Raw genomic sequence first — 18,369 nt, 5'->3', positions numbered from 1 at the left:
TTACGTAATGTTTTACGACGTTGGTTAAACGCTTCTAAACACACATTGTTTAATATTTTTACACTTTTTGCAGTGCGTTGCTCCGGCTTTTTAGGGATCAAGCGGATCACTGCTGAGTCTACCTTAGGTGCGGGTTTAAAGCACTCAGGGGGCACTTCAATCACTGGCATCGCATTACAATAGTACTGCGTCATGACGCTTAAGCGGCCAAAGGTTTTACTACCTGGGCCTGCAACCATACGTTTTACCACTTCTTTTTGCAGCATAAAGTGCATGTGCTCAATATGGTCTGCAAATTCAAACAGGTGAAACAGTAATGGTGTTGAAATGTTATACGGTAAATTACCAAATACTTTTAACTTTTTGTCGTCGTTAACTAGGCTAGCAAAGTCAAAGGTCATTGCATCGCCTTGGTTTACGGTTAATTTAGGCCCTAAAAAAGGGTGTTCAATTAAACGCTGTGCTAGGTCTTTATCGAGCTCAACAACCGTTAAGTGGCCGCTTAAATCGGCTACCGGCTCAGTAATAGCGCCAAGGCCTGGGCCTATTTCTACTAAGTTATCTTCTGGCTGCGGATCAATCGCGCTGACTATTTTACCGATGATCATGTCATCAAATAAAAAGTTTTGTCCAAAACGTTTACGGGCGCGGTGTCCTAAATGTACTTTATCGGTCATTGATTCTGTGCTTTTTCATGGGCGAGCTTAATTGCTTCGCGGATCGCTAATTCAAAACTGCCAACATCAGCGCTACCAGTACCGGCTAAATCTAGCGCTGTACCGTGATCGACTGAAGTGCGAATAAAAGGTAACCCTAAAGTAATATTCACCGAGTTACCAAATCCTTTGTATTTTAGCACAGGTAATCCCTGATCGTGATACATAGCAAGCACGGCATCGGCTTCATTTAAGTATTTATCTTGAAAAAGGGTATCGGCAGGCAATGGACCAATCAGGTTCATCCCTTGGTTATTGAGAGTTTCAAGAGTGGGAATAATGGTGTCGATTTCCTCACGACCTAAATGGCCATCTTCCCCTGCATGCGGGTTTAAACCACACACTAAGATGCGGGGCTGTTCGATGCCAAATTTAGTTTGTAAATCGTGGTTTAAAATACTCGCCACTTTTGTCAGCCGCTCTTCGGTAATAGCACGTGACACATAAGCAAGTGGAATGTGAGTGGTCACTAACGCCACACGTAACCCTTTGGTCGCCAGCATCATTACTACATCAGCAGTACCTGACTGCTGCGCAAAATACTCAGTGTGGCCACTAAAGGAAATGCCAGCCTTGTTAATAATCCCTTTATGCACAGGGCCGGTAACCACAGCATCAAAGGTACCGTCCATATTCTTTTCGCAGGCAATGCGCAGGGTATCTAATACATATTGGCCATTAGCATCGTTCAGCACGCCAAGCTCTACGGGCTCGGCTAAGTCGATTTGCTGTAGATAAAGGCTGCCAGCAGGGGCGGGAGTTGCTGGAGCATGTTGATCAAACTCAAGCAGCTTAATCGTTAAGCCTAACTGCTGGGCGCGCTGCTGAAGCAACGCGCCGTCTGCTAGCACCACAAGCTGGGCATCCCATGCTTGCTGTGCCAGTTTTAACAGTAAATCAGGGCCAATACCCGCAGGCTCTCCGGGCGTAATTGCGATACGTAAAGTCATAATTACTCGTCTATTGGGAAAATTTTAACATGGGCTTGTTCGCGCATTTCTTGCTGCCAGTTAAAGCTTTCTTCTTTAAATTTACGATTAAACAGCATGCCATGAGCGCGATTGCGTTTCGCAAGCTCTGTTTTATCGGCAACGCGCTTGTCTAATAACTGCACTATGTGCCAGCCGAATTGGCTTCTAAATGGTTCGCTGATTTCATTTTTATCCAGCGACAGCAAGGTGTCTCTAAACGCCGGAACGTAGCTTGTTGGATCTGCCCAATCGTATTCACCGCCTTTTAGCGCCGAACCTGGGTCTTCTGAATATTCTTTAGCTAATGCTGCAAAGTCGGCTTTACCGGCGCGTAGGTCTTTAACAAAGCCCGCGAGCATATTGCGCGCTTTTTCTTCGCTTAAAATAATTGACGGCTTAATTAAGATATGGCGTGAGCGCGTTTCGGTGGTTTCTACCACTTGACGACCACGCACATCTTGTACTTTTATAATGTGAAAACCAGCGCCTGAGCGCAGTGGACCAATAACGGTGCCTTGCTTTTTACCTTTTACTGCTTCGGCAAACAACGAAGGCATTTCGTTAATGCCCATCCACCCTAGTTGACCCCCTTCAAGCGCTTTTGAGCCACTTGAAGATGAAATCGCAATGCGTTTAAACTCTTGGTTATCATTTAGTAATTCAATGACTTTGTCGGCACGTGTTTTTGCAGCGGCAATTTCATCAGGCGTAGCGTTACTAGGAATATCAATTAAGATATGGCCAATGTCGTACTCTTCTGCATTTTGCCCTTGGCTTTCCATTATTTTTAGTAAGTTATCCACTTCTTGCTGGCTTACGTAAACACGACGATCGACATTGGCGCGCATCACTTGTTGCGTGGTAATTTCTTTACGAATTTCTTCACGGTATGCCTGAAAGCTTTCGCCTGCCGCTTCAATGGTGCGACGTAAGTCGGCAATACTGCCGCCTTGCTCTTTGGCCATATTGGCAAGAGTTTGATCTAGTTGGCTGTCGGAAATTTCAAGGCCCATACGTTCAGCCATTTGCATCATCAGCGTTTGATTAACTAAACGCTCAATGGCTTGCACACGGAGTGTTTCGTCTTTAGGTAGCTGCTGATTTTGCTCTTCAGCTTGCTGCTTAACGCGGTTGACTATAGTGTCTACTTCGCTTTTCAAAATAACGCCTTGGTTGACTATGCCGATAACTTTATCGATTTCAACGGGGGCGGCCAATGCACTGTGGCATAAACTAAGACTGAGAACTGCTGATGTTAATAATTTTTTTAAATTCATATTCTTTTTACTACTCTTACTAATAGTATTGTTGTAATCCTAGGAAACAGGGTGCTTTTATAGTTAACTCACTAATAAAAAAGGTGTCCTAGTCATTAAGAAAATACGGTCTACGATAGCCAAAAATACCTTGTTGTAATAATTTTTGTGCATCATAACGGCTTTTACTACCGAGCCCCTTTAATACAAAATTCAAGCGAATACTTGAATCAAAAGTGGCTTGCTGTTGCCCTATTGCCTGATTTAAGTCAGTAACAATTTGGCGATGGCCAGTAATTTGAAACGCCCAACAGCACGATTCATACTGCAGCCCGCTTAACACTTCGATACTGCGGTTATTCTCTAAATCGCGATGATAGCTGGCAATAAACTGCCATTCATCGCTTACCGGAATACTGGTAAACAGGCCCGTTTGTTCAATTGTATTTCCTGAGACATCATTTGCATAGCGATGGTTCAATTGTATCAGCTCATTATCATCACCTTTGTAATCTAAGGTGACATTAGATTGAATAACTTGCTTGCCATCGGTGTCGTATTGGATGCCCGCCGACAAATACCAACGACGATGCCAATGTACCATGGTTTGTGCTGCAAACAAGGCATTGTAATTGGTGTCGGTGTTTAACCCTTGCTCGGTTGGCTTGGCCGAATCGCTGAGATAAAAAATTTGTCCGGCGCTAAAGTTGAATATTTCTTGGTGTTTTTTGTCAAATAACCGTGTGGTTGCCCCTAAGGTAAATTGATTAGCCGCGGCAATGCGGTCAACGCTTGAGAAGCGCGCATCGCGAAATAAACCAAAAAAGTCATCTTGTAATTTAGTGGTGTCAAATAAGCCAATATCAGACTGGTCTTTATTTGGCGTGTATAAATATTGCAGTTGTGGCTCTAACGTTTGAATGCCCTCGTCAATAAAAATAGAGGTCTCGCGTTCAAAGTTTAACTGCGTATACAAACGTACTTTTGGCAAGGTACGCGATACGCTCTCGCGGTATTGTGTGCCCGCTAAGTCGCCATGTTGCTTATAGTTAGTTTGTAATACGCTGACTTCAGATAAAAACGACCAAGCATGTTGTTTATAGTCAAAGCGCGCTTTAGGCTCGATGTGCACACGGGTGGCCTGGTCAATCACTGCTGAGCTATTCGTAAAGTGGCTAATTTCGCCCGAGACACTGAAGTCAAAATAATCATATTGCCACGGCGCCGTTTGCGTAAAGCTAATTTGTGGCAAAGCGGTATACGATTCTAAGTGATCGCCCAGTACTTCAAAATTTTGGATTTTTATATCGGTGCGCCAGGTGTCACCCATATGGGTGAGTGCCCCGGTACGGTATAATTGGGTGTCGGTTTTACTGGCGTAATTAGAATTTAAATCTGTTAGGTAGTTGTCATCACTGACATTATTAATATCTACATTCGCGCGCCAGTTGGCAGCAAAATAACTTTTTTGCTGCCAATGGAACATATAACGATCGCCAAGCGCGGGCTCAGAATCATCTTTATTTAAATATTCTATGCCAACTAAACCTTGATGACTGTCGGTTAAATACCTAAATTCGGTTTGTAATTGCAACCCTTTGCGCGACATGTATCGCGGGGTAATTGTGGCATCGTAGTTAGGGGCAATATTCCAGTAATAGGGGGTAATGGTTTCTAACCCGTAACGATCTGAACTGGAAAAACTCGGTGTGAGTAACCCCGATTTACGGCGATCATCAAGCGGAAACGTAAAATACGGCAAATACAGCACCGGGGTATCGAGTATGCGCAGCACGGCATGGTAGGTTTCACCCCAGCCTTCATCGCGCGACAGGTTTATTTCGTCGGCTTCGATAGCCCACACTGGGGTATCCCCAGGGCACGCAGTAAAGCTTGCATTCATCAGCAATAGGCCAGACTCGTCAACGGTAAGTTTTTCAGCGCCCCCTTTGCCTAGTTGTTGTGTTAGGCTATATTGCGCACCTAATAAGCTAATTGCTGAGTTATTTAAATCGGCATTGAGGCCGGTGCTGTTAACTTGGCTAACATGGTCACGGTAGCTAATGGGGCCGGTTGCATTAAGCAAACCACGCTGTTTATCGATTAGTGCAGTTTCTGCGGACAAACTCATATTAACGGTGTTAATATCAACATTGCCAGTAAATTCAGCGCTTTGAATGCCTAGCAGTTCTACGTCGTCAGCGCGAATATCAACCATACCTAGCTTCAGGCCTGGAAGCGGTTGCCAAGCTCTGGTTTGCATTGAAGTGCCACAAAGCTTGTGTGTCAGTTCAGTTTCGGCAAGCGATGGTGCGCTTAGTACGCTTAGCATCAATATGCCCCAGGTTTTGCTCATTTATCGACCTTATGCTCAATGATTAATTTCAAGCAGACATAATAAAGCAAAATAACGGCAAAGTAATTAGTGAAAAAAAGATAGCTTATAAAATGACACGCTTTGAACATTTACAACTCTTTATAAATACTCACTTTAGTGAGCAGTCACCGCGCTTGGCCGCGATCACCGCCGACGCCAGCTTTCGTCGTTATTATCGTTTAAACTGTGCCAGTGGCCACTTTATTGTGATGGATTCAGATCCACAAAAAATCAATAACCACCCTTATATAGCGTTGAATGAAGTGTTTACTGCGCAGGGGTTTTTGCTGCCAAAAATTATCCTTAGCGATGAGCAACACGGTTTTTTTGTGCTTAGTGATTTAGGCAGTACCCACTTAGCCGATTTGCTCGAAGATGAAAATCGTACTCACTACTACCAACAACTGATAAGTTTAAGCGCTCAGTGGGCGAAAACACCAGCGGCGCCTGCAATGCAAGCATATGATAGGGCGTTTATTGCACAAGAGCTGGAGCTATTCAAGCAATGGTTAGTGCATGACTTTATTGGGGTTGATTTACAGGCACCCGCAGCCGCTCAGCAGCGCACTATGTGGCAAGCAAGTTGTGCTATGTTAATCGATGCCATGCTAGCGCAGCCCACAGTGACCATGCACCGTGATTTCCATAGTCGCAATATTATGCGTTGCGAGCAACAATGGGCCATTATTGATTACCAAGATGCGGTGCGTGGACCATTATGCTACGACCTAGTATCGCTATTACGTGATTGCTACTTTAAATTACCCGATCCCGAGCTTAAGCAGTTGCTGGTGTATGGTTATGAGCAATTTAGCCAGCAAGGGCTACTGAGCAACACGACGTTTGCTGAGTTTAAATCTTGGTTTGACTTAACCGGAATGCAGCGTCACTTAAAAGCCGCTGGCATTTTTTGCCGATTGTATTTACGCGATGGCAAGGCGGGTTATTTAGCGAATATTATTCCGACTCTTGAATACATAATTGCCGTGGCGGCACAGTACCCAGAGCTCGCTGCACTGGGGCAATGGGTTGATACCAGCATTAAGCCTAGGGTCGAGGCTCGCCTAGCACAGGAGGCACAATGAAAGCGATGATTTTAGCCGCGGGACGCGGTAAACGCATGATGCCGCTGACAGCAACTATGCCTAAACCTATGCTGCAAGTCGCGGGAAAGCCGCTGATAGAACATCATATTAATAATTTAAAGCGTGCCGGCATTAGCGAGATGGTGATTAACCTTGCATGGCAGGGCGATAAAATTAAGCATTACTTTAACGATGGCAGTCAGTGGGGAGTAAATATAACCTATAGCCAAGAGGTGGCTGGGGGCTTGGAAACCGCGGGTGGCATTATTCAAGCCCTGCCGTTATTGGGTGAATCATTTATCGTGATCAATGGTGATGTATTTACCGATTACGATGTGAGTGCGTTAACGCAATTACATTTACAGCCCGGAGAAGCGCATATTGTGTTGGTTGAAAACCCGCCGCATAATTTAACCGGCGACTTTACACTAAGCCACTTAGGCAGCGACAGCCCAAAGTACACTTTTTCGGGGATTGGTCGTTACCACGCGGATTTTTTTGCTGGCTTGAGTGCAGGGGTGCGCCCGCTTGGGCCTATATTGCGGGAAAAATTAAATGAACATTTAGTCTCAACCGAACTCTATATTGGGCAGTGGGATGATGTAGGTACACCACAACGGTTAGCAACGCTTAACCAACAACAACTTAAATGAAGGTAGTGCGTTAGATGTGGGGAAAAATACTCGGTTTTTGTTTTGGTTTTATGTTTGGCAAAATATTTGGTGCCTTACTGGGGCTTTACCTTGGCCATTTGTTTGATAAGAGCTTAAAAAAAGATTTTGACCAAGCCGGTGGCTTTGCAAACCTATTTAAAGGTGACGATGTTAACGAGCGACAAGCTTTGTTTTTCTCTAGTTGTTTTGCGGTGATGGGGCATATTGCTAAATCGAACGGCAGAGTCAGCGAAATCCATATAAAAGCGGCCACCTTGTTTATGGATGAAATGGGCTTAACAGGCCAGGAGCGTCGCGAAGCACAACACGCGTTTCAGTCGGGTAAAGACAGTGACTTTTCATTAAAAGAAACGGTGCAAGATTTCAAAGAGCGCTTTGCTAAGCGCTACGATTTGTTACAGCTGTTTTTAGAAATTCAAATACAAATGGCGTTTTCCGACGGGGTACTTGCAGATCAAGAAAAACGTTTACTACAAGAAGTGAGTAAGCAATTAGGGGTGTCAAAAGCGCACTTTGCCTTTGTGTTAAAACGCTATCAAGCCGAGTTTAACTTTCGCCAACAGCAACAGCGCTATAGACAACAGCAACAAGGCAGCAGTGGCAGTTATCGCCAAGGATCAGGGCATCATGTGCCACCCGATAATAGTATGAACCGAGCGCAAGCATTGGCGTTATTAGGGCTAAACGATGGCGCATCGGCCAGAGAGATTAAACTTGCGTATCGCAAACTGATGGCGCAGCACCACCCCGATAAACTGGTATCGCAAGGCTTGCCCAAACACATGATGGAATTGGCGGTTAAAAAGAGCCAAGATATTCAAGCCGCCTATGAGTATTTAAAAAAGGCGGCGTAAAAAGCCGTCTATTTCTTTACTGAGTCGCGCATGTTGGTCGGGCTGGTTTTGCTGGCCAAACAATTGGCGTTGACGATAGTCAAATTTGGCGTTGCGATTAACCCAGCGCTGACGGCTATCAAGGCTCATTAATATTTCGTTATTGTCGTGTGCGTAGTAAATATCCAGTAGCGCAGGGGGGACTAATGAGGTGGTTTGACTAAGCGCTGCATTACGCTTGGCATTGGGTAAGTAGCTACTTAAGCTAATAAACGCCGCAATGTGCTGCTCAGGAAAATCAGCATAATGCTCTAGCATCACCCCCGCACTGGTGCCTTGTGCAATCACCACGATATTGGTCGGCGTTGCCATCGCCGCTTGATAAAGCGCCTTAAAACGGGCGATTAAATTGGCTTTATAGTCATTCAGTACCGCATCGGTTACCTTTGCGATAGCAGTAACTGGGTGTATGTTGGCACTGTTGCTAGCGCTGGTTTCTATAGCCGCCGCTTCGTGTTTAGTTGTTTCATTCGTGTCATTATTAGCTAAAACTTGCGCCGCAGAAGGGTTTTTTGCGACTAAATTGTCGTCTGTGGCTGTGCTCTGACTCGCTTGCCAGTCAATATTCGGCACGGTCATGGCGTAGGTGGTGTAGCCTAAATTATTTAACTCTTTGCGTAAAAAGCCCATTCCCGCGTTGTTAGTCGGTGCCGATTGCCAATCGGGGATCAGGATCGCGATACCTCTAAAGTCAGCACTCATATATTCGCTGTATAGCGTTAAAAATTCACTTTCACCGGCTAATATAGGTTTTATTTCAGAGTCTGCTAACCAGTGTTGCAGGTCGCTGTTTTCAATGCTGGAATGAGGTGGAGGAGCAATATGTTCAGTGGCGCTGAGTTGCATAGCTATAAATAACGCCCCGCTTAGCAATACAGTGCGTTTAATAACCGTTAAATATTGCGCCAATAACATAATCAACTCACTCAAAGAATAGTCATTAGTTATCGGCGTTGTAGCAGAAAAGTTTAGTGTTACCAACGCCTTTTTTAGTATTAATAGCTGGTGTTAAAACTCGGGCTCAGCCTCAAAAGTCATCAGTTGCTCTGTGCTTGGGTGGGTTAACTGCAACATTTGTGCATGTAATTGCAAGCGTGGCGCTGCAGCCAGTGCCGCTGTATGGGCGTATAATCTATCACCTAAAATCGGGTGGCCTAGGCTAAGCATGTGCACTCGCAGTTGATGCGAGCGCCCAGTTATGGGGGTGAGCTCAACCCGAGTGGCATGCGCTTCACGCGCTAGCACTTTAAAGTGTGTTAGGGAGGGTTTGCCGTTTTCGTGATCGACCATTTGTTTGGGGCGATTAGGCCAATCACAAATAAGCGGTAAATCTACCGAGCCGCTGTGGGCATCAAGCTGCCCATAAACGCGCGCAATATAGCGCTTCGCGGTTTCGCGTTCCTGAAATTGCATGCTGACATGGCGATGCGCGGCTTTATTCATTGCCAGACACAGTATACCCGAGGTTGCCATATCTAAGCGGTGCACTATTTTTGCGCTAGGAAAAACACGGTTAACGCGGTTAATTAAACTATCGGCATGTTTGGGATCTTTGCCTGGTACCGTTAACAGCTCGCTGGGCTTATTGACAATCAGCAAGTCATCATCCTGATACAGAATGGTTAAATACGGATTCATGGGGGGATTGTAGTTAACTAACACGGCCGACCTTAATAATTTTTAACAGCGCCATTTTAGTGGACTGAGCCACCAGGCTCAAGCAAAAAGGTGCTGCTGGCACAGGTAAAGTATCCGCGAATGACAGCCAGCGAGTTGCTTACAAAAAAGCGCGGTAGTCATACCGCGCTTTTTACTGCTTGCTAAAGCACTTAGTGCGACACCACAATTAAGCGAATGGCATCAAGTTTTAACTGCGCTTTTTCGATGTGCGTGGTTAGCTCGTTGCGTTGCTTATCAAAGAAAGTGATTTCTTCTTGGCGAATATTAGGGTTAATTTGTTTTAACGCTACTAATCGTTGTTGCTCTTCGTTTAATGACGTTTGCATTTTAGCTAATGACGCCGCACGAATCGCTTCAAGCTTTTCTTGTGCCATGTCTTTGGCATTGGTGATCATTGGATGAATAGCGCTTTGCAGGGCACCGGCAAGTTTGCTGGCTGTTTGGCGACCCACCGCCGAAAGCTGCTGGTTAAAGCCGTCAAAGGCGACATTATCACCCAAGTTATTGCCCGCTTTATCAAGCAAAATACGAATTGGTGTCGGCGGTAAAAAGCGGCCCACTTGCAATACTTTAGGTGCCATCGCTTCGGCAACAAAAATAAGCTCGACGAAAAACGTACCCGGAGGTAATTTTTTGTTTTTCAACAAGGCCACCGAGGCGCTGCCAAAGTCGTCGTCACAGATCATATCCATAGTGCCTTGCACCATAGGGTGATCCCAACTGATAAAGTGCACATCTTCTTGCGACAGCGCGGTATCACGGTCAAAGGTGACCGTCATGCCATCTTCTTTTAAGCTGGGGAAAGAAGCGTTTAACATATGCTCGGTCGGCTTTAAGATAATGGTATTTTCGCCTTTATCTTCTTGGCTTACACCAAAGGTGTCGAACACATTGATCATAAAGCTAGGTAACTCAAATTGATTATCTAGTTTTTCAATTTCGCTCACTAATGAATCCGCAGCCCCTTGGCCTGATGAGTGCAGTTCAAGTAGTCGGTCGCGACCATTTTCCATTTGTTTACGCAGTACCGCATTTTGCTGGGCTACTTGCTCAAGCAGGGGCTCAAGTTCGTCTTCATCGCAATTATGTGCGGCGATAAACTCTAGTAACTCGTCACGGAACTCTTTATACAGCATCTGCCCCGTTGATGAGGTTGTTTCAAATGCATCTAAGCCTTCGTTATACCAACGCAGTAACACTTCTTGGGCGGTATCGGCAAAGTATGGCACGTGAATATTCACGTCTTGGGTTTGACCAATACGGTCCAAACGACCAATACGTTGCTCAAGCAAGTCAGGGTTGAGCGGTAAATCAAATAACACTAAATGATGTGAAAACTGAAAGTTGCGTCCTTCTGAGCCAATTTCAGAACACAATAATATTTGTGCGTTGTCGTATTCGTCGGCAAAAAATGCCGCAGCACGGTCGCGTTCAATAATCGACATACCTTCGTGGAACACTGAAGCTTTAATTGCTTCGCGTTCACGTAATATTTGCTCTAGGCTAATGGCGGTTTCGGCTTTCGCACAAATCAGCAGCACTTTTTCGCGTTTTAAGGTTTTAAGTGTGTCGATCAGCCAGTCTACGCGCGGATCGAACGCCCCCCAGCTGGTGCTTTCGCCTTCAAACTCTTGAAATATTTTTTCTGGAAAGAGTGCGCGCTGAGCACTTAATTCGGCGCTTTGAATGCCGCTCATGTTGCCTAGTACCGTCATCGCGGTTTTATATTGTTTAGGCAATGGCATTGGGTAGGCGTGTAATTTACGACTTGGGTAGCCATCAATGCCGCTGCGGCTATTACGGAACAAAATCCGCCCGGTGCCGTGACGATCCAGTAGCATGTTTAAAATTTCTTTGCGCGCCGCGATGTCACCTTGTTGTGCCAGCGCAAGCGTGTCGCTAATATCGGTTTCTTTTAACAGCTCAATCAACGTGGCTTTGGCGTTATCGTCTAGCGCTTGTTGTTGCAATAACTGGTTAGCGGCTTCGGCAACCTCTTTGTAGTTCGCTTCTTCTTCTTTAAACACCTCGTAATCGTAAAAACGATCGGGGTCAAGCAACTGCAAACGTGCAAAGTGACTGCTATGCCCTAATTGATCGGGCGTCGCGGTGAGTAAAATAAGCCCAGGAATATCTTGGCTTAGCTCTGCCATACGCTGATATTCAGTGCTCGGTTTACCATTATTGATGCTCAGGTGATGCGCTTCATCAATAACCAGTAAATCCCAATCGGCTAGGGTGGCTTGTTCAAACCAGCGTTTTTTCTTGGTTAAGAATTCAAGGCTAGTCAGCACCAATTGCTCGGTATCAAATACGTTAGGTGAGTCGGCAAATGCTTCGTTGCAGCGGTCTTCATCAAAAATAGCAAAGCGTAAGTTAAAGCGACGCAGCATTTCTACTAACCACTGGTGTTGCAGGTTTTCGGGCACCACGATCAGCACGCGGCTAGCACGGCCACTAATAATTTGCTGATGTAAAATCATGCCCGCTTCAATGGTTTTACCTAAGCCCACTTCGTCAGAAAGTAATACACGCGGTGCAAAACGTTTCCCTACTTCTTGGGCAATATAAAGCTGGTGTGGAATAAGGTTGGCACGTTGACCAATCAAGCCTTTAATAGGCGACTGTTCACGCTCAAATTTATGTAACCAGGTTTGGTAGCGTAACGTATAGCGATCAAAGCGATCGATTTGCCCCGCAAATAAGCGATCTTGTGGTTTATTAAACTTAATAAAATGATCTAAAAAGGTTTCTTTTAATTTAGCGGCTTCACCAGTATCAAGGCGAGTGCCGTGGTAGCAAAGTAGCTCGCCTTGGACTTCAATAGACTCAACTTCTAATTCCCACTCTTCAACGCTTTTGATTACATCACCAAGATTAAACGACACGCGGGTAACCGGTGCTTCTGCCGAAGAGTAAACACGGTTTTCACCGCTGGCAGGAAATAAAATGCTGACCTGACGGCCTTCAATGGCAACCACGGTGCCTAATCCTAAATCTGACTCTGTATCACTGATCCAACGCTGACCTAAGGAAAAATTCATATATGTCTCGTCTATGAAGAAAAAGGCGGCTATGTTACCTGTTAGCCAACCCCATCGCAAGGCGCTATTAGCCTGACTTTTAATTAATTATAGCAGTTTTAACTTTGCACCTTAAAACATGGCTGCAAAGTGCTATTTTTGGGGGCTAAAGGGGGATATTAGTTGCAAAAAGTTTGCCGGCTCCAAAAGAGGCGTCGCTCGGTATGTGCTATAACCGTATTGCAGTAGATAACGCTTATAGTTGTAGGGTTATTGTCGAGAACGGGGTAGCATTCGCTACTCATTGACTTAAACAATAACAAATACAGCATAGCGACAGTAGCCTTACCTCGTTTTGCAGCATTTCAAGCACAGCGAGTATAACAGGCAAGGTTTAGTTGCTATTGTAATTGTTATTTTGCAATATTAGGCTCTGTTGGCCTTTGCGGATTAATATTTGTTCAAACTAGCGGCCATTCAATCGCGGCGCGAGGTGTGTAACCTAGTGGGCTTGATAACTGCTCCTGCGTTATTCTACTGTCAGCAGACCCTAACAATGTTTTATTATTTAATGGATTATTAGCAATGCAGTTTCAACAGCTTAACGCATTTAAAGCAGTATATGAATTAGGCACAGTCACCGCTGCCGCTGACTATATTCACATTACCCAGCCAGCTGTAAGTCGCTTACTTTCAAGCTTAGAACATAATATTGGCTTTAAACTTTTTCAGCGCGTGAAAGGGCGTTTGTTACCAACCGATAAAGGCAAGGCCTTTTATATTGAAGTATCGAAAGCCTACAGCGCGTTAGAATCGTTGTCAGAAAGTGCTGCCGATATTAAAAACAGCAGTTATGGTAGCCTATATATTGCTGCTTTCCCGATGTTATCTAGCAACTTTTTACCAAAGTTGTTAGGTAAGTTTCTAAGTAGTAGGCATAACCTACACTCATCACTTAAAACTTACCGCTCAGAAGAAGTGCTTCGGCGCACGGCATTGCAATCATGCGATATAGGCTTTGCCTTATTGCCTGAAATTACCACGGGGGTGACGAGTATAAAAGTGGAGTGCGATTGCGTGTGTATTTTACCGCATAATAGTCCGCTTGCGGCACTTGAGAGCATTAGTCCGCATGACCTTGAGGGCTATGCAATGATCAGTTGTGAAAAAGATCATACTCAGCGCCAAGTTGATAAAGTGTTTAAAAAAGCAAAAGTGAAACGCAATGACGTTGCAGAAGTGTCATTAGCAATAGCGATAGCCAGTTTAGTATCTGAAGGAGTCGGCTCGGCTATTGTTGATCCATTTTCGGCAAAGTATTCCAGCGATACTGGCACGGGCATTATTACTAAAAAATTTACCCCAGCAATCCCTTTTAGGTTTTTTATTTTACTCCCAGCATTAAGAGCTAAATCTGAAATTATTGATCAGTTCATTGAATTATTTTTTCAAGAAGCTAACAGCGCGGGTATCGAATTAAGGCGCACACGATAGCGAATACCCACTTAAAGCATATCAATATCATTATACCGTGTTATTGCTTTTAACAACCGTTAACATCGTTACCTGCTGTTTTTAGGTTGTTTATTGTTTTTTGTAACATTAGCTATAACATTTAGGCATAGGTGCTGCTGCTACTGGCATTAGACAACATTACTCCTGCTGATTACAGTTTATTGATTAATAAGCTTAAATCTCTTCGTTAGGATGTAATGTTGTGAGCATAAATAAAACACAAGTAGGTCGAAAAGTAGCAGTCTTTGGCGCCGGTAATGCAGGTTTAACCGCCGCTTTTCATTTTACTCAACACGGATGTAAAGTTGCTTTATATGGCTCTGCAGGCTTTGATGAGCAAATTCATGCTATTGCGGCTAACGGTGGCATCACATCGTTGACACAACACCAAGGTATAAATTTACAACATGGTGGGTTTGAATACATAGACTGCCTGACTACCGACATTAAACAAGCCGTTGCGTATTCCGATATTTTAATTTTACCTGTGCCTTCATTTGCACAAGTGCCATTATTCAAAGAAATGTTGCCATATTTACAAGACAATCAAACCCTTGTTTTAATGCCGGGTAACTATGGCTCTTTGGCGCTAAATCAAATCAAAGATGAAATGGGTTACCAATCATTACAGCTCACTTTTGTTGATGCTATTTCGATTCCTTGGGCAACACGAATCACCGGTAATGCTGAAATAGCCATCTTTGGTATTAAAGCGTTTTTACCTATGGCTGCACTGCCGGCCTCTCGAACTGAAGAAAGTATTGCAAAGCTGCAAGAGATTTTTCCATTAACTTTAACGCCACTACCAAATGTGATTGCCGCCGGTTTAGAAAATATTAATTTTGGTGGCCACCCGCTAATGACCTTGCTCAATATCGGATTACTGGAAAATTACCCCGGTAAATTTAATTACTATACAGATTGTTGCTCGCCAGCCACGGCCAGAGCGTGTGCGAAAATGGATGAAGAGCGTTTAGCGGTTGGTGGTGCGTTAGGATTAGCATTAAAGTCAGAGCTGCAAGCAATGAATGAGCTGTACGATATGAGCGCGAAAAGTGTTTATGAGTTAAATAAAACATCGGCGACGCATGGCAGTGTTAATAGTGCCCCTGATTCGTCGCGTAGTCGTTATATTATCGAAGATGCGCCTTATTTATTAGTGCCTTGTTCGCAATTTGCGCAGTTATTAAATATTCCAGTGCCTATTGTTGACTCTGTATTGCATTTAACCAGTGCGCTTAACGATGATGACTACTTTACTAGCGGCCGCACCCTAGAAAAAATGGGCTTGGGTGATATGACGAGCGCTGAAATTCTCGCGAAAATTAGTTAATAATCTCTATAAATAATAATAAATTAGGTGCTCATCAACATGCTGAAATTTAAACTCCCTTCCGTCTACACCATATTGTTTTTACTCACTGTGTTAATAGCGGCGCTGACATGGGTAGTACCTGCTGGTCAATATGAGATGGCCAACAATGCATTACTAGGTAAGTTGGTGCCGGTTTCAGGTACGTACCATCAAGTTGAAAGTAGCCCACAAGGTTTAAAAGACGTTTTATTAGCGCCGATAAAAGGTTTTTACGACCCTGAGAGTAATCAGTCTCGTGCCATCGATGTGGCCTTGTTTGTGTTAATTATTGGTGGCTTTTTTGGTGTGGTTAATCACACCAAAAGCATTGATAGTGCCATTTATCAAATTACGGTAAAACTGCAAGGGCGTGAAATTTGGCTGATCCCAACATTAATGGGGTTGTTTGCCTTAGGCGGTACGTTAATTGGCATGGCCGAAGAAACGTTGCCTTTTTACACCTTAGTGATCCCCGTTATGATTGCTGCCGGTTACGACAGTATAACCGGTGTTGCTGTGGTGATGATTGGTGCTGGTATTGGCGCGTTGGGTTCAACTATCAATCCATTTGCTACGATTATTGCCTCTAATGCGGCCGAGGTAAGCTTTACCGATGGGCTGGGGTTAAGAATCGCTATATTAGTGCTTGCTTGGTTATTATGCGTTGTTTACGTAATGAAATATGCGCAAAAAGTAAAAAGCAATCCTGCACACTCTATCGTAGCCGCGCAGCAAGATGACGACAAAAAGTACTTTTTACATAACTCAGCCGCTAGTAACAATATGGCTTTATCCTTTCAGCAAAAGCTCGTGTTAAGCGTTTTACTTCTTACCTTTATCGCGATGGTTATTGGCGTGTCATACCTTGATTGGTGGATGGCTGAAATTTCCGCACTTTTTATTGCTGCCACTTTAGTCGTGGGGGTGATGGCTCGCATGACAGAGCAAACAATAACAGCAACGTTTGTTGAAGGCGCCCGTGAGCTATTAGGCGTGGCATTTATTATTGCCTTAGCCCGTGGTTTAGTTGTGGTGATGGACGAAGGTAATATTACGCATACCTTTTTACATTATGCAGAAGGTTTTTTAAGTGATCTTTCCCCCATTGTGTTTATTAACACCATTTACTGGGTTGAGTCTTTTTTATCGTTGTTAATTCCATCGTCCTCTGGTTTGGCTGTGTTATCAATGCCGGTTATGGCACCGCTAGCTGATTTTTCTAATGTACCCCGAGAGCTGGTTGTTACCGCTTATCAAGCGGCATCTGGCTTACCTAACTTAGTGACTCCTACATCAGCGATTGTTATGGGGGGGCTCGCTATAGGGCGCGTTTCATATAGCCATTGGCTTAAATTTATTTTACCTCTATTAGCAATGATTGTATTGCTGGTCATGGCGATGTTAAGCATCGGCGTACTGTTAAGTTAATCGATCGAAACAACCTATATAACACTAAAAAAAATGGCATAGCGCCAGAAATATCAATCAGGAGAGATAACATGAAGGTAAATAATTCGCAGTTATTTAGAATGTCAGCTACCTGTATGGCGGTAGCCGCTGTACTGACTATACCTAGCTATAGTTATGCAGCAGAGGCCGCTCAGCAAGCTGCAGCAACGGGTATCGAACGTATTCAAATTTCCGCTTCGCGCCGCGCATCAACGGTGCAAGAAGCGCCACTTAACATTACCGCACTAGACGGTGATGTGATGAAAGATCAAAACATTAGCCAGCTTTCTGACGTAGCACGGTGGGTGCCGGGATTAAGTATTGCTGATCAAGGTGGTCGTGAAGGCTCACCCATTATTGTACGGGGGTTAAACACAAACTCAGCAGGTCCCGCATCTGACGGCGGCACCGTTGCCACCTATATAGGTGAAATTCCACTGGTAGTGGATATGAAGCTAATCGATGTTAAGCGCGTTGAGGTGCTAATTGGTCCACAAGGGACTTTATATGGCGCGGGCACTCTGGGTGGCGCTATTCGCTACTTACCAAACCAGCCTGTGTTAGATGAGACGTCGGGCTCAGTTTATGGCGATATTTTCGCGTTATCAGCCAGTGACGATACCGGCGCTGAAGCGGGGTTTGTGTTCAACGCTCCTATTATTGATGATGAACTTGCGGTGCGCTTTGCTGTTAATTATTTAAACGAACCAGGTTATGTAGATTACAATTATGTGGTGCGTGAAAGTGGCGTGTCGTTACCTGATCCCGATTGGTCTAATACAAAAGCGGTTAATGCTAACTTAAAACAGTTAAAAGACGCGAACGACGAGCAAACAATCACCGCCAAAGTGATGCTACGCTGGCAGCCAACAGACAGCTTTGATGCCACCTTGTCTTATTTTTATCAAAAACAAGACGTGGGTGGTCGTTCTATCGTACATGACAATAGTTTAAGTGCTAGCAACCCTTTATCTGGCGTACTCGGTAAGTATGAATCAGGCTATCGTTACGACGAACCTAGAGAAAAAGAAGACAGCTTAATTAGTTTAGAAATGACCTTAGACTTAGGTTTTGCTGAGTTAACCTCCGCAACGGGGTATTCAGCGTTTGATGCGGTTGGTCAACGAGATCAAACCGACTTATTGATCCGTTTAGATTACGGTTATGAAGAGTTTCCGAGCTTTTCAGCCTTTACTCGTGAAGTGGATGATGCAACCAATATCACTCAAGAAATTCGCTTAGTTTCCACCGCTGACTCGCCACTAACCTGGATTGTAGGTGGTTACTATAATAAGTTTGAAAAAACGGAAGATAGCCGTGAATTTACACCGGGTTTTGATCAATATGCCGTTGATAACTGGGGCGCAAACCAACTC

General features: G+C 44.4%; 14 protein-coding genes. 7 read left to right on the top strand and 7 right to left on the bottom strand.

From position 1 onward, the window contains the following. From rsmA to lptD, 4 genes are all read right to left on the bottom strand, one after another. Positions 1–677: 16S rRNA (adenine(1518)-N(6)/adenine(1519)-N(6))-dimethyltransferase RsmA (gene rsmA / locus ABYB02_RS07075; protein ID WP_372761764.1), on the bottom strand; the 677-nt coding region annotated here is incomplete at its 3' end. Then, positions 674–1,666, bottom strand: coding sequence for a 4-hydroxythreonine-4-phosphate dehydrogenase PdxA (gene pdxA / locus ABYB02_RS07070; RefSeq protein WP_372761763.1), 993 nt, complete (start codon positions 1,664–1,666; stop codon positions 674–676). The genes pdxA and rsmA, both read right to left, overlap by 4 nt. A gap of 2 nt (positions 1,667–1,668) precedes the next feature. Beyond that, a complete protein-coding gene (gene surA / locus ABYB02_RS07065) occupies positions 1,669–2,964 on the bottom strand; it encodes a peptidylprolyl isomerase SurA (RefSeq protein WP_372761762.1) in 1,296 nt (431 codons plus the stop codon). Positions 2,965–3,052: 88 nt separating this feature from the next. Continuing rightward, positions 3,053–5,299: an LPS assembly protein LptD gene (gene lptD, locus ABYB02_RS07060; RefSeq protein WP_372761761.1), complete on the bottom strand. Its 2,247-nt coding sequence runs from the start codon at positions 5,297–5,299 to the stop codon at positions 3,053–3,055. A 92-nt stretch (positions 5,300–5,391) separates the two neighbouring features. Between lptD and ABYB02_RS07055 the strand changes: the two genes are divergently transcribed. From ABYB02_RS07055 to djlA, 3 genes are read left to right on the top strand one after another with little or no spacing between them, the layout of a single operon-like run. Continuing rightward, on the top strand, positions 5,392–6,405 hold the full coding sequence (locus ABYB02_RS07055; RefSeq protein ID WP_372761760.1) for an aminoglycoside phosphotransferase family protein: 1,014 nt from the start codon (positions 5,392–5,394) through the stop codon (positions 6,403–6,405). Beyond that, a complete protein-coding gene (murU, locus tag ABYB02_RS07050; protein ID WP_372761759.1) occupies positions 6,402–7,058 on the top strand; it encodes an N-acetylmuramate alpha-1-phosphate uridylyltransferase MurU in 657 nt (218 codons plus the stop codon). The genes ABYB02_RS07055 and murU overlap by 4 nt, the downstream gene beginning before the upstream one ends. A gap of 14 nt (positions 7,059–7,072) precedes the next feature. Further along, complete coding sequence (gene djlA / locus ABYB02_RS07045; RefSeq protein ID WP_372761758.1) at positions 7,073–7,933, top strand: co-chaperone DjlA; 861 nt, start codon at positions 7,073–7,075, stop codon at positions 7,931–7,933. Here djlA and ABYB02_RS07040 read toward each other — a convergent pair. The 3 genes from ABYB02_RS07040 to rapA all read right to left on the bottom strand — a co-directional run bounded on the left by ABYB02_RS07040 (position 7,916) and on the right by rapA (position 12,696). Next, complete coding sequence (locus tag ABYB02_RS07040; protein ID WP_372761765.1) at positions 7,916–8,887, bottom strand: DUF3530 family protein; 972 nt, start codon at positions 8,885–8,887, stop codon at positions 7,916–7,918. The two genes, djlA and ABYB02_RS07040, sit on opposite strands and share 18 nt — an antisense overlap. Positions 8,888–8,980: 93 nt before the next feature. Next, positions 8,981–9,634, bottom strand: coding sequence for a bifunctional tRNA pseudouridine(32) synthase/23S rRNA pseudouridine(746) synthase RluA (rluA, locus tag ABYB02_RS07035; RefSeq protein ID WP_372761757.1), 654 nt, complete (start codon positions 9,632–9,634; stop codon positions 8,981–8,983). A 167-nt stretch (positions 9,635–9,801) separates the two neighbouring features. After that, positions 9,802–12,696 carry an RNA polymerase-associated protein RapA gene (gene rapA / locus ABYB02_RS07030; RefSeq protein WP_372761756.1) on the bottom strand — a complete coding sequence of 965 codons (2,895 nt, stop codon included), beginning with the start codon at positions 12,694–12,696 and terminating at the stop codon, positions 9,802–9,804. A gap of 564 nt (positions 12,697–13,260) precedes the next feature. Between rapA and ABYB02_RS07025 the strand changes: the two genes are divergently transcribed. From ABYB02_RS07025 to ABYB02_RS07010, 4 genes are all read left to right on the top strand, one after another. Then, the gene (locus tag ABYB02_RS07025) at positions 13,261–14,169 is read left to right on the top strand and encodes a LysR substrate-binding domain-containing protein (RefSeq protein ID WP_372761755.1); all 909 of its coding nucleotides are present in this window, start codon (positions 13,261–13,263) and stop codon (positions 14,167–14,169) included. Positions 14,170–14,392: 223 nt separating this feature from the next. Continuing rightward, on the top strand, positions 14,393–15,523 hold the full coding sequence (locus tag ABYB02_RS07020) for an NAD/NADP octopine/nopaline dehydrogenase family protein (RefSeq protein WP_372761754.1): 1,131 nt from the start codon (positions 14,393–14,395) through the stop codon (positions 15,521–15,523). A 39-nt stretch (positions 15,524–15,562) separates the two neighbouring features. Next, complete coding sequence (locus ABYB02_RS07015; RefSeq protein ID WP_372761753.1) at positions 15,563–16,972, top strand: YfcC family protein; 1,410 nt, start codon at positions 15,563–15,565, stop codon at positions 16,970–16,972. Between the two features lie 71 nt (positions 16,973–17,043). Next, a partial coding sequence (locus ABYB02_RS07010) for a TonB-dependent receptor plug domain-containing protein (protein ID WP_372761752.1) occupies positions 17,044–18,369 on the top strand: 1,326 nt, incomplete at its 3' end.

The organism is Pseudoalteromonas sp., from assembly GCF_041613455.1.
Lineage (GTDB): Bacteria > Pseudomonadota > Gammaproteobacteria > Enterobacterales > Alteromonadaceae > Pseudoalteromonas.
The sequence above is the reverse complement of the archived record's forward strand: the minus strand, read 5'-3'. Positions and strand labels throughout refer to the sequence as shown.

What these genes read in the sequence shown, in the direction of transcription:
- surA (WP_372761762.1), bottom strand. Translation starts at nt 2,964, where the DNA reads ATGAATTTAAAAAAATTATTAACATCAGCAGTTCTCAGTCTTAGTTTA.
- ABYB02_RS07040 (WP_372761765.1), bottom strand. Translation starts at nt 8,887, where the DNA reads ATGTTATTGGCGCAATATTTAACGGTTATTAAACGCACTGTATTGCTA.
- djlA (WP_372761758.1), top strand. Translation starts at nt 7,073, where the DNA reads ATGTGGGGAAAAATACTCGGTTTTTGTTTTGGTTTTATGTTTGGCAAA.
- murU (WP_372761759.1), top strand. Translation starts at nt 6,402, where the DNA reads ATGAAAGCGATGATTTTAGCCGCGGGACGCGGTAAACGCATGATGCCG.
- rapA (WP_372761756.1), bottom strand. Translation starts at nt 12,696, where the DNA reads ATGAATTTTTCCTTAGGTCAGCGTTGGATCAGTGATACAGAGTCAGAT.
- lptD (WP_372761761.1), bottom strand. Translation starts at nt 5,299, where the DNA reads ATGAGCAAAACCTGGGGCATATTGATGCTAAGCGTACTAAGCGCACCA.
- ABYB02_RS07015 (WP_372761753.1), top strand. Translation starts at nt 15,563, where the DNA reads ATGCTGAAATTTAAACTCCCTTCCGTCTACACCATATTGTTTTTACTC.
- ABYB02_RS07025 (WP_372761755.1), top strand. Translation starts at nt 13,261, where the DNA reads ATGCAGTTTCAACAGCTTAACGCATTTAAAGCAGTATATGAATTAGGC.
- ABYB02_RS07055 (WP_372761760.1), top strand. Translation starts at nt 5,392, where the DNA reads ATGACACGCTTTGAACATTTACAACTCTTTATAAATACTCACTTTAGT.
- pdxA (WP_372761763.1), bottom strand. Translation starts at nt 1,666, where the DNA reads ATGACTTTACGTATCGCAATTACGCCCGGAGAGCCTGCGGGTATTGGC.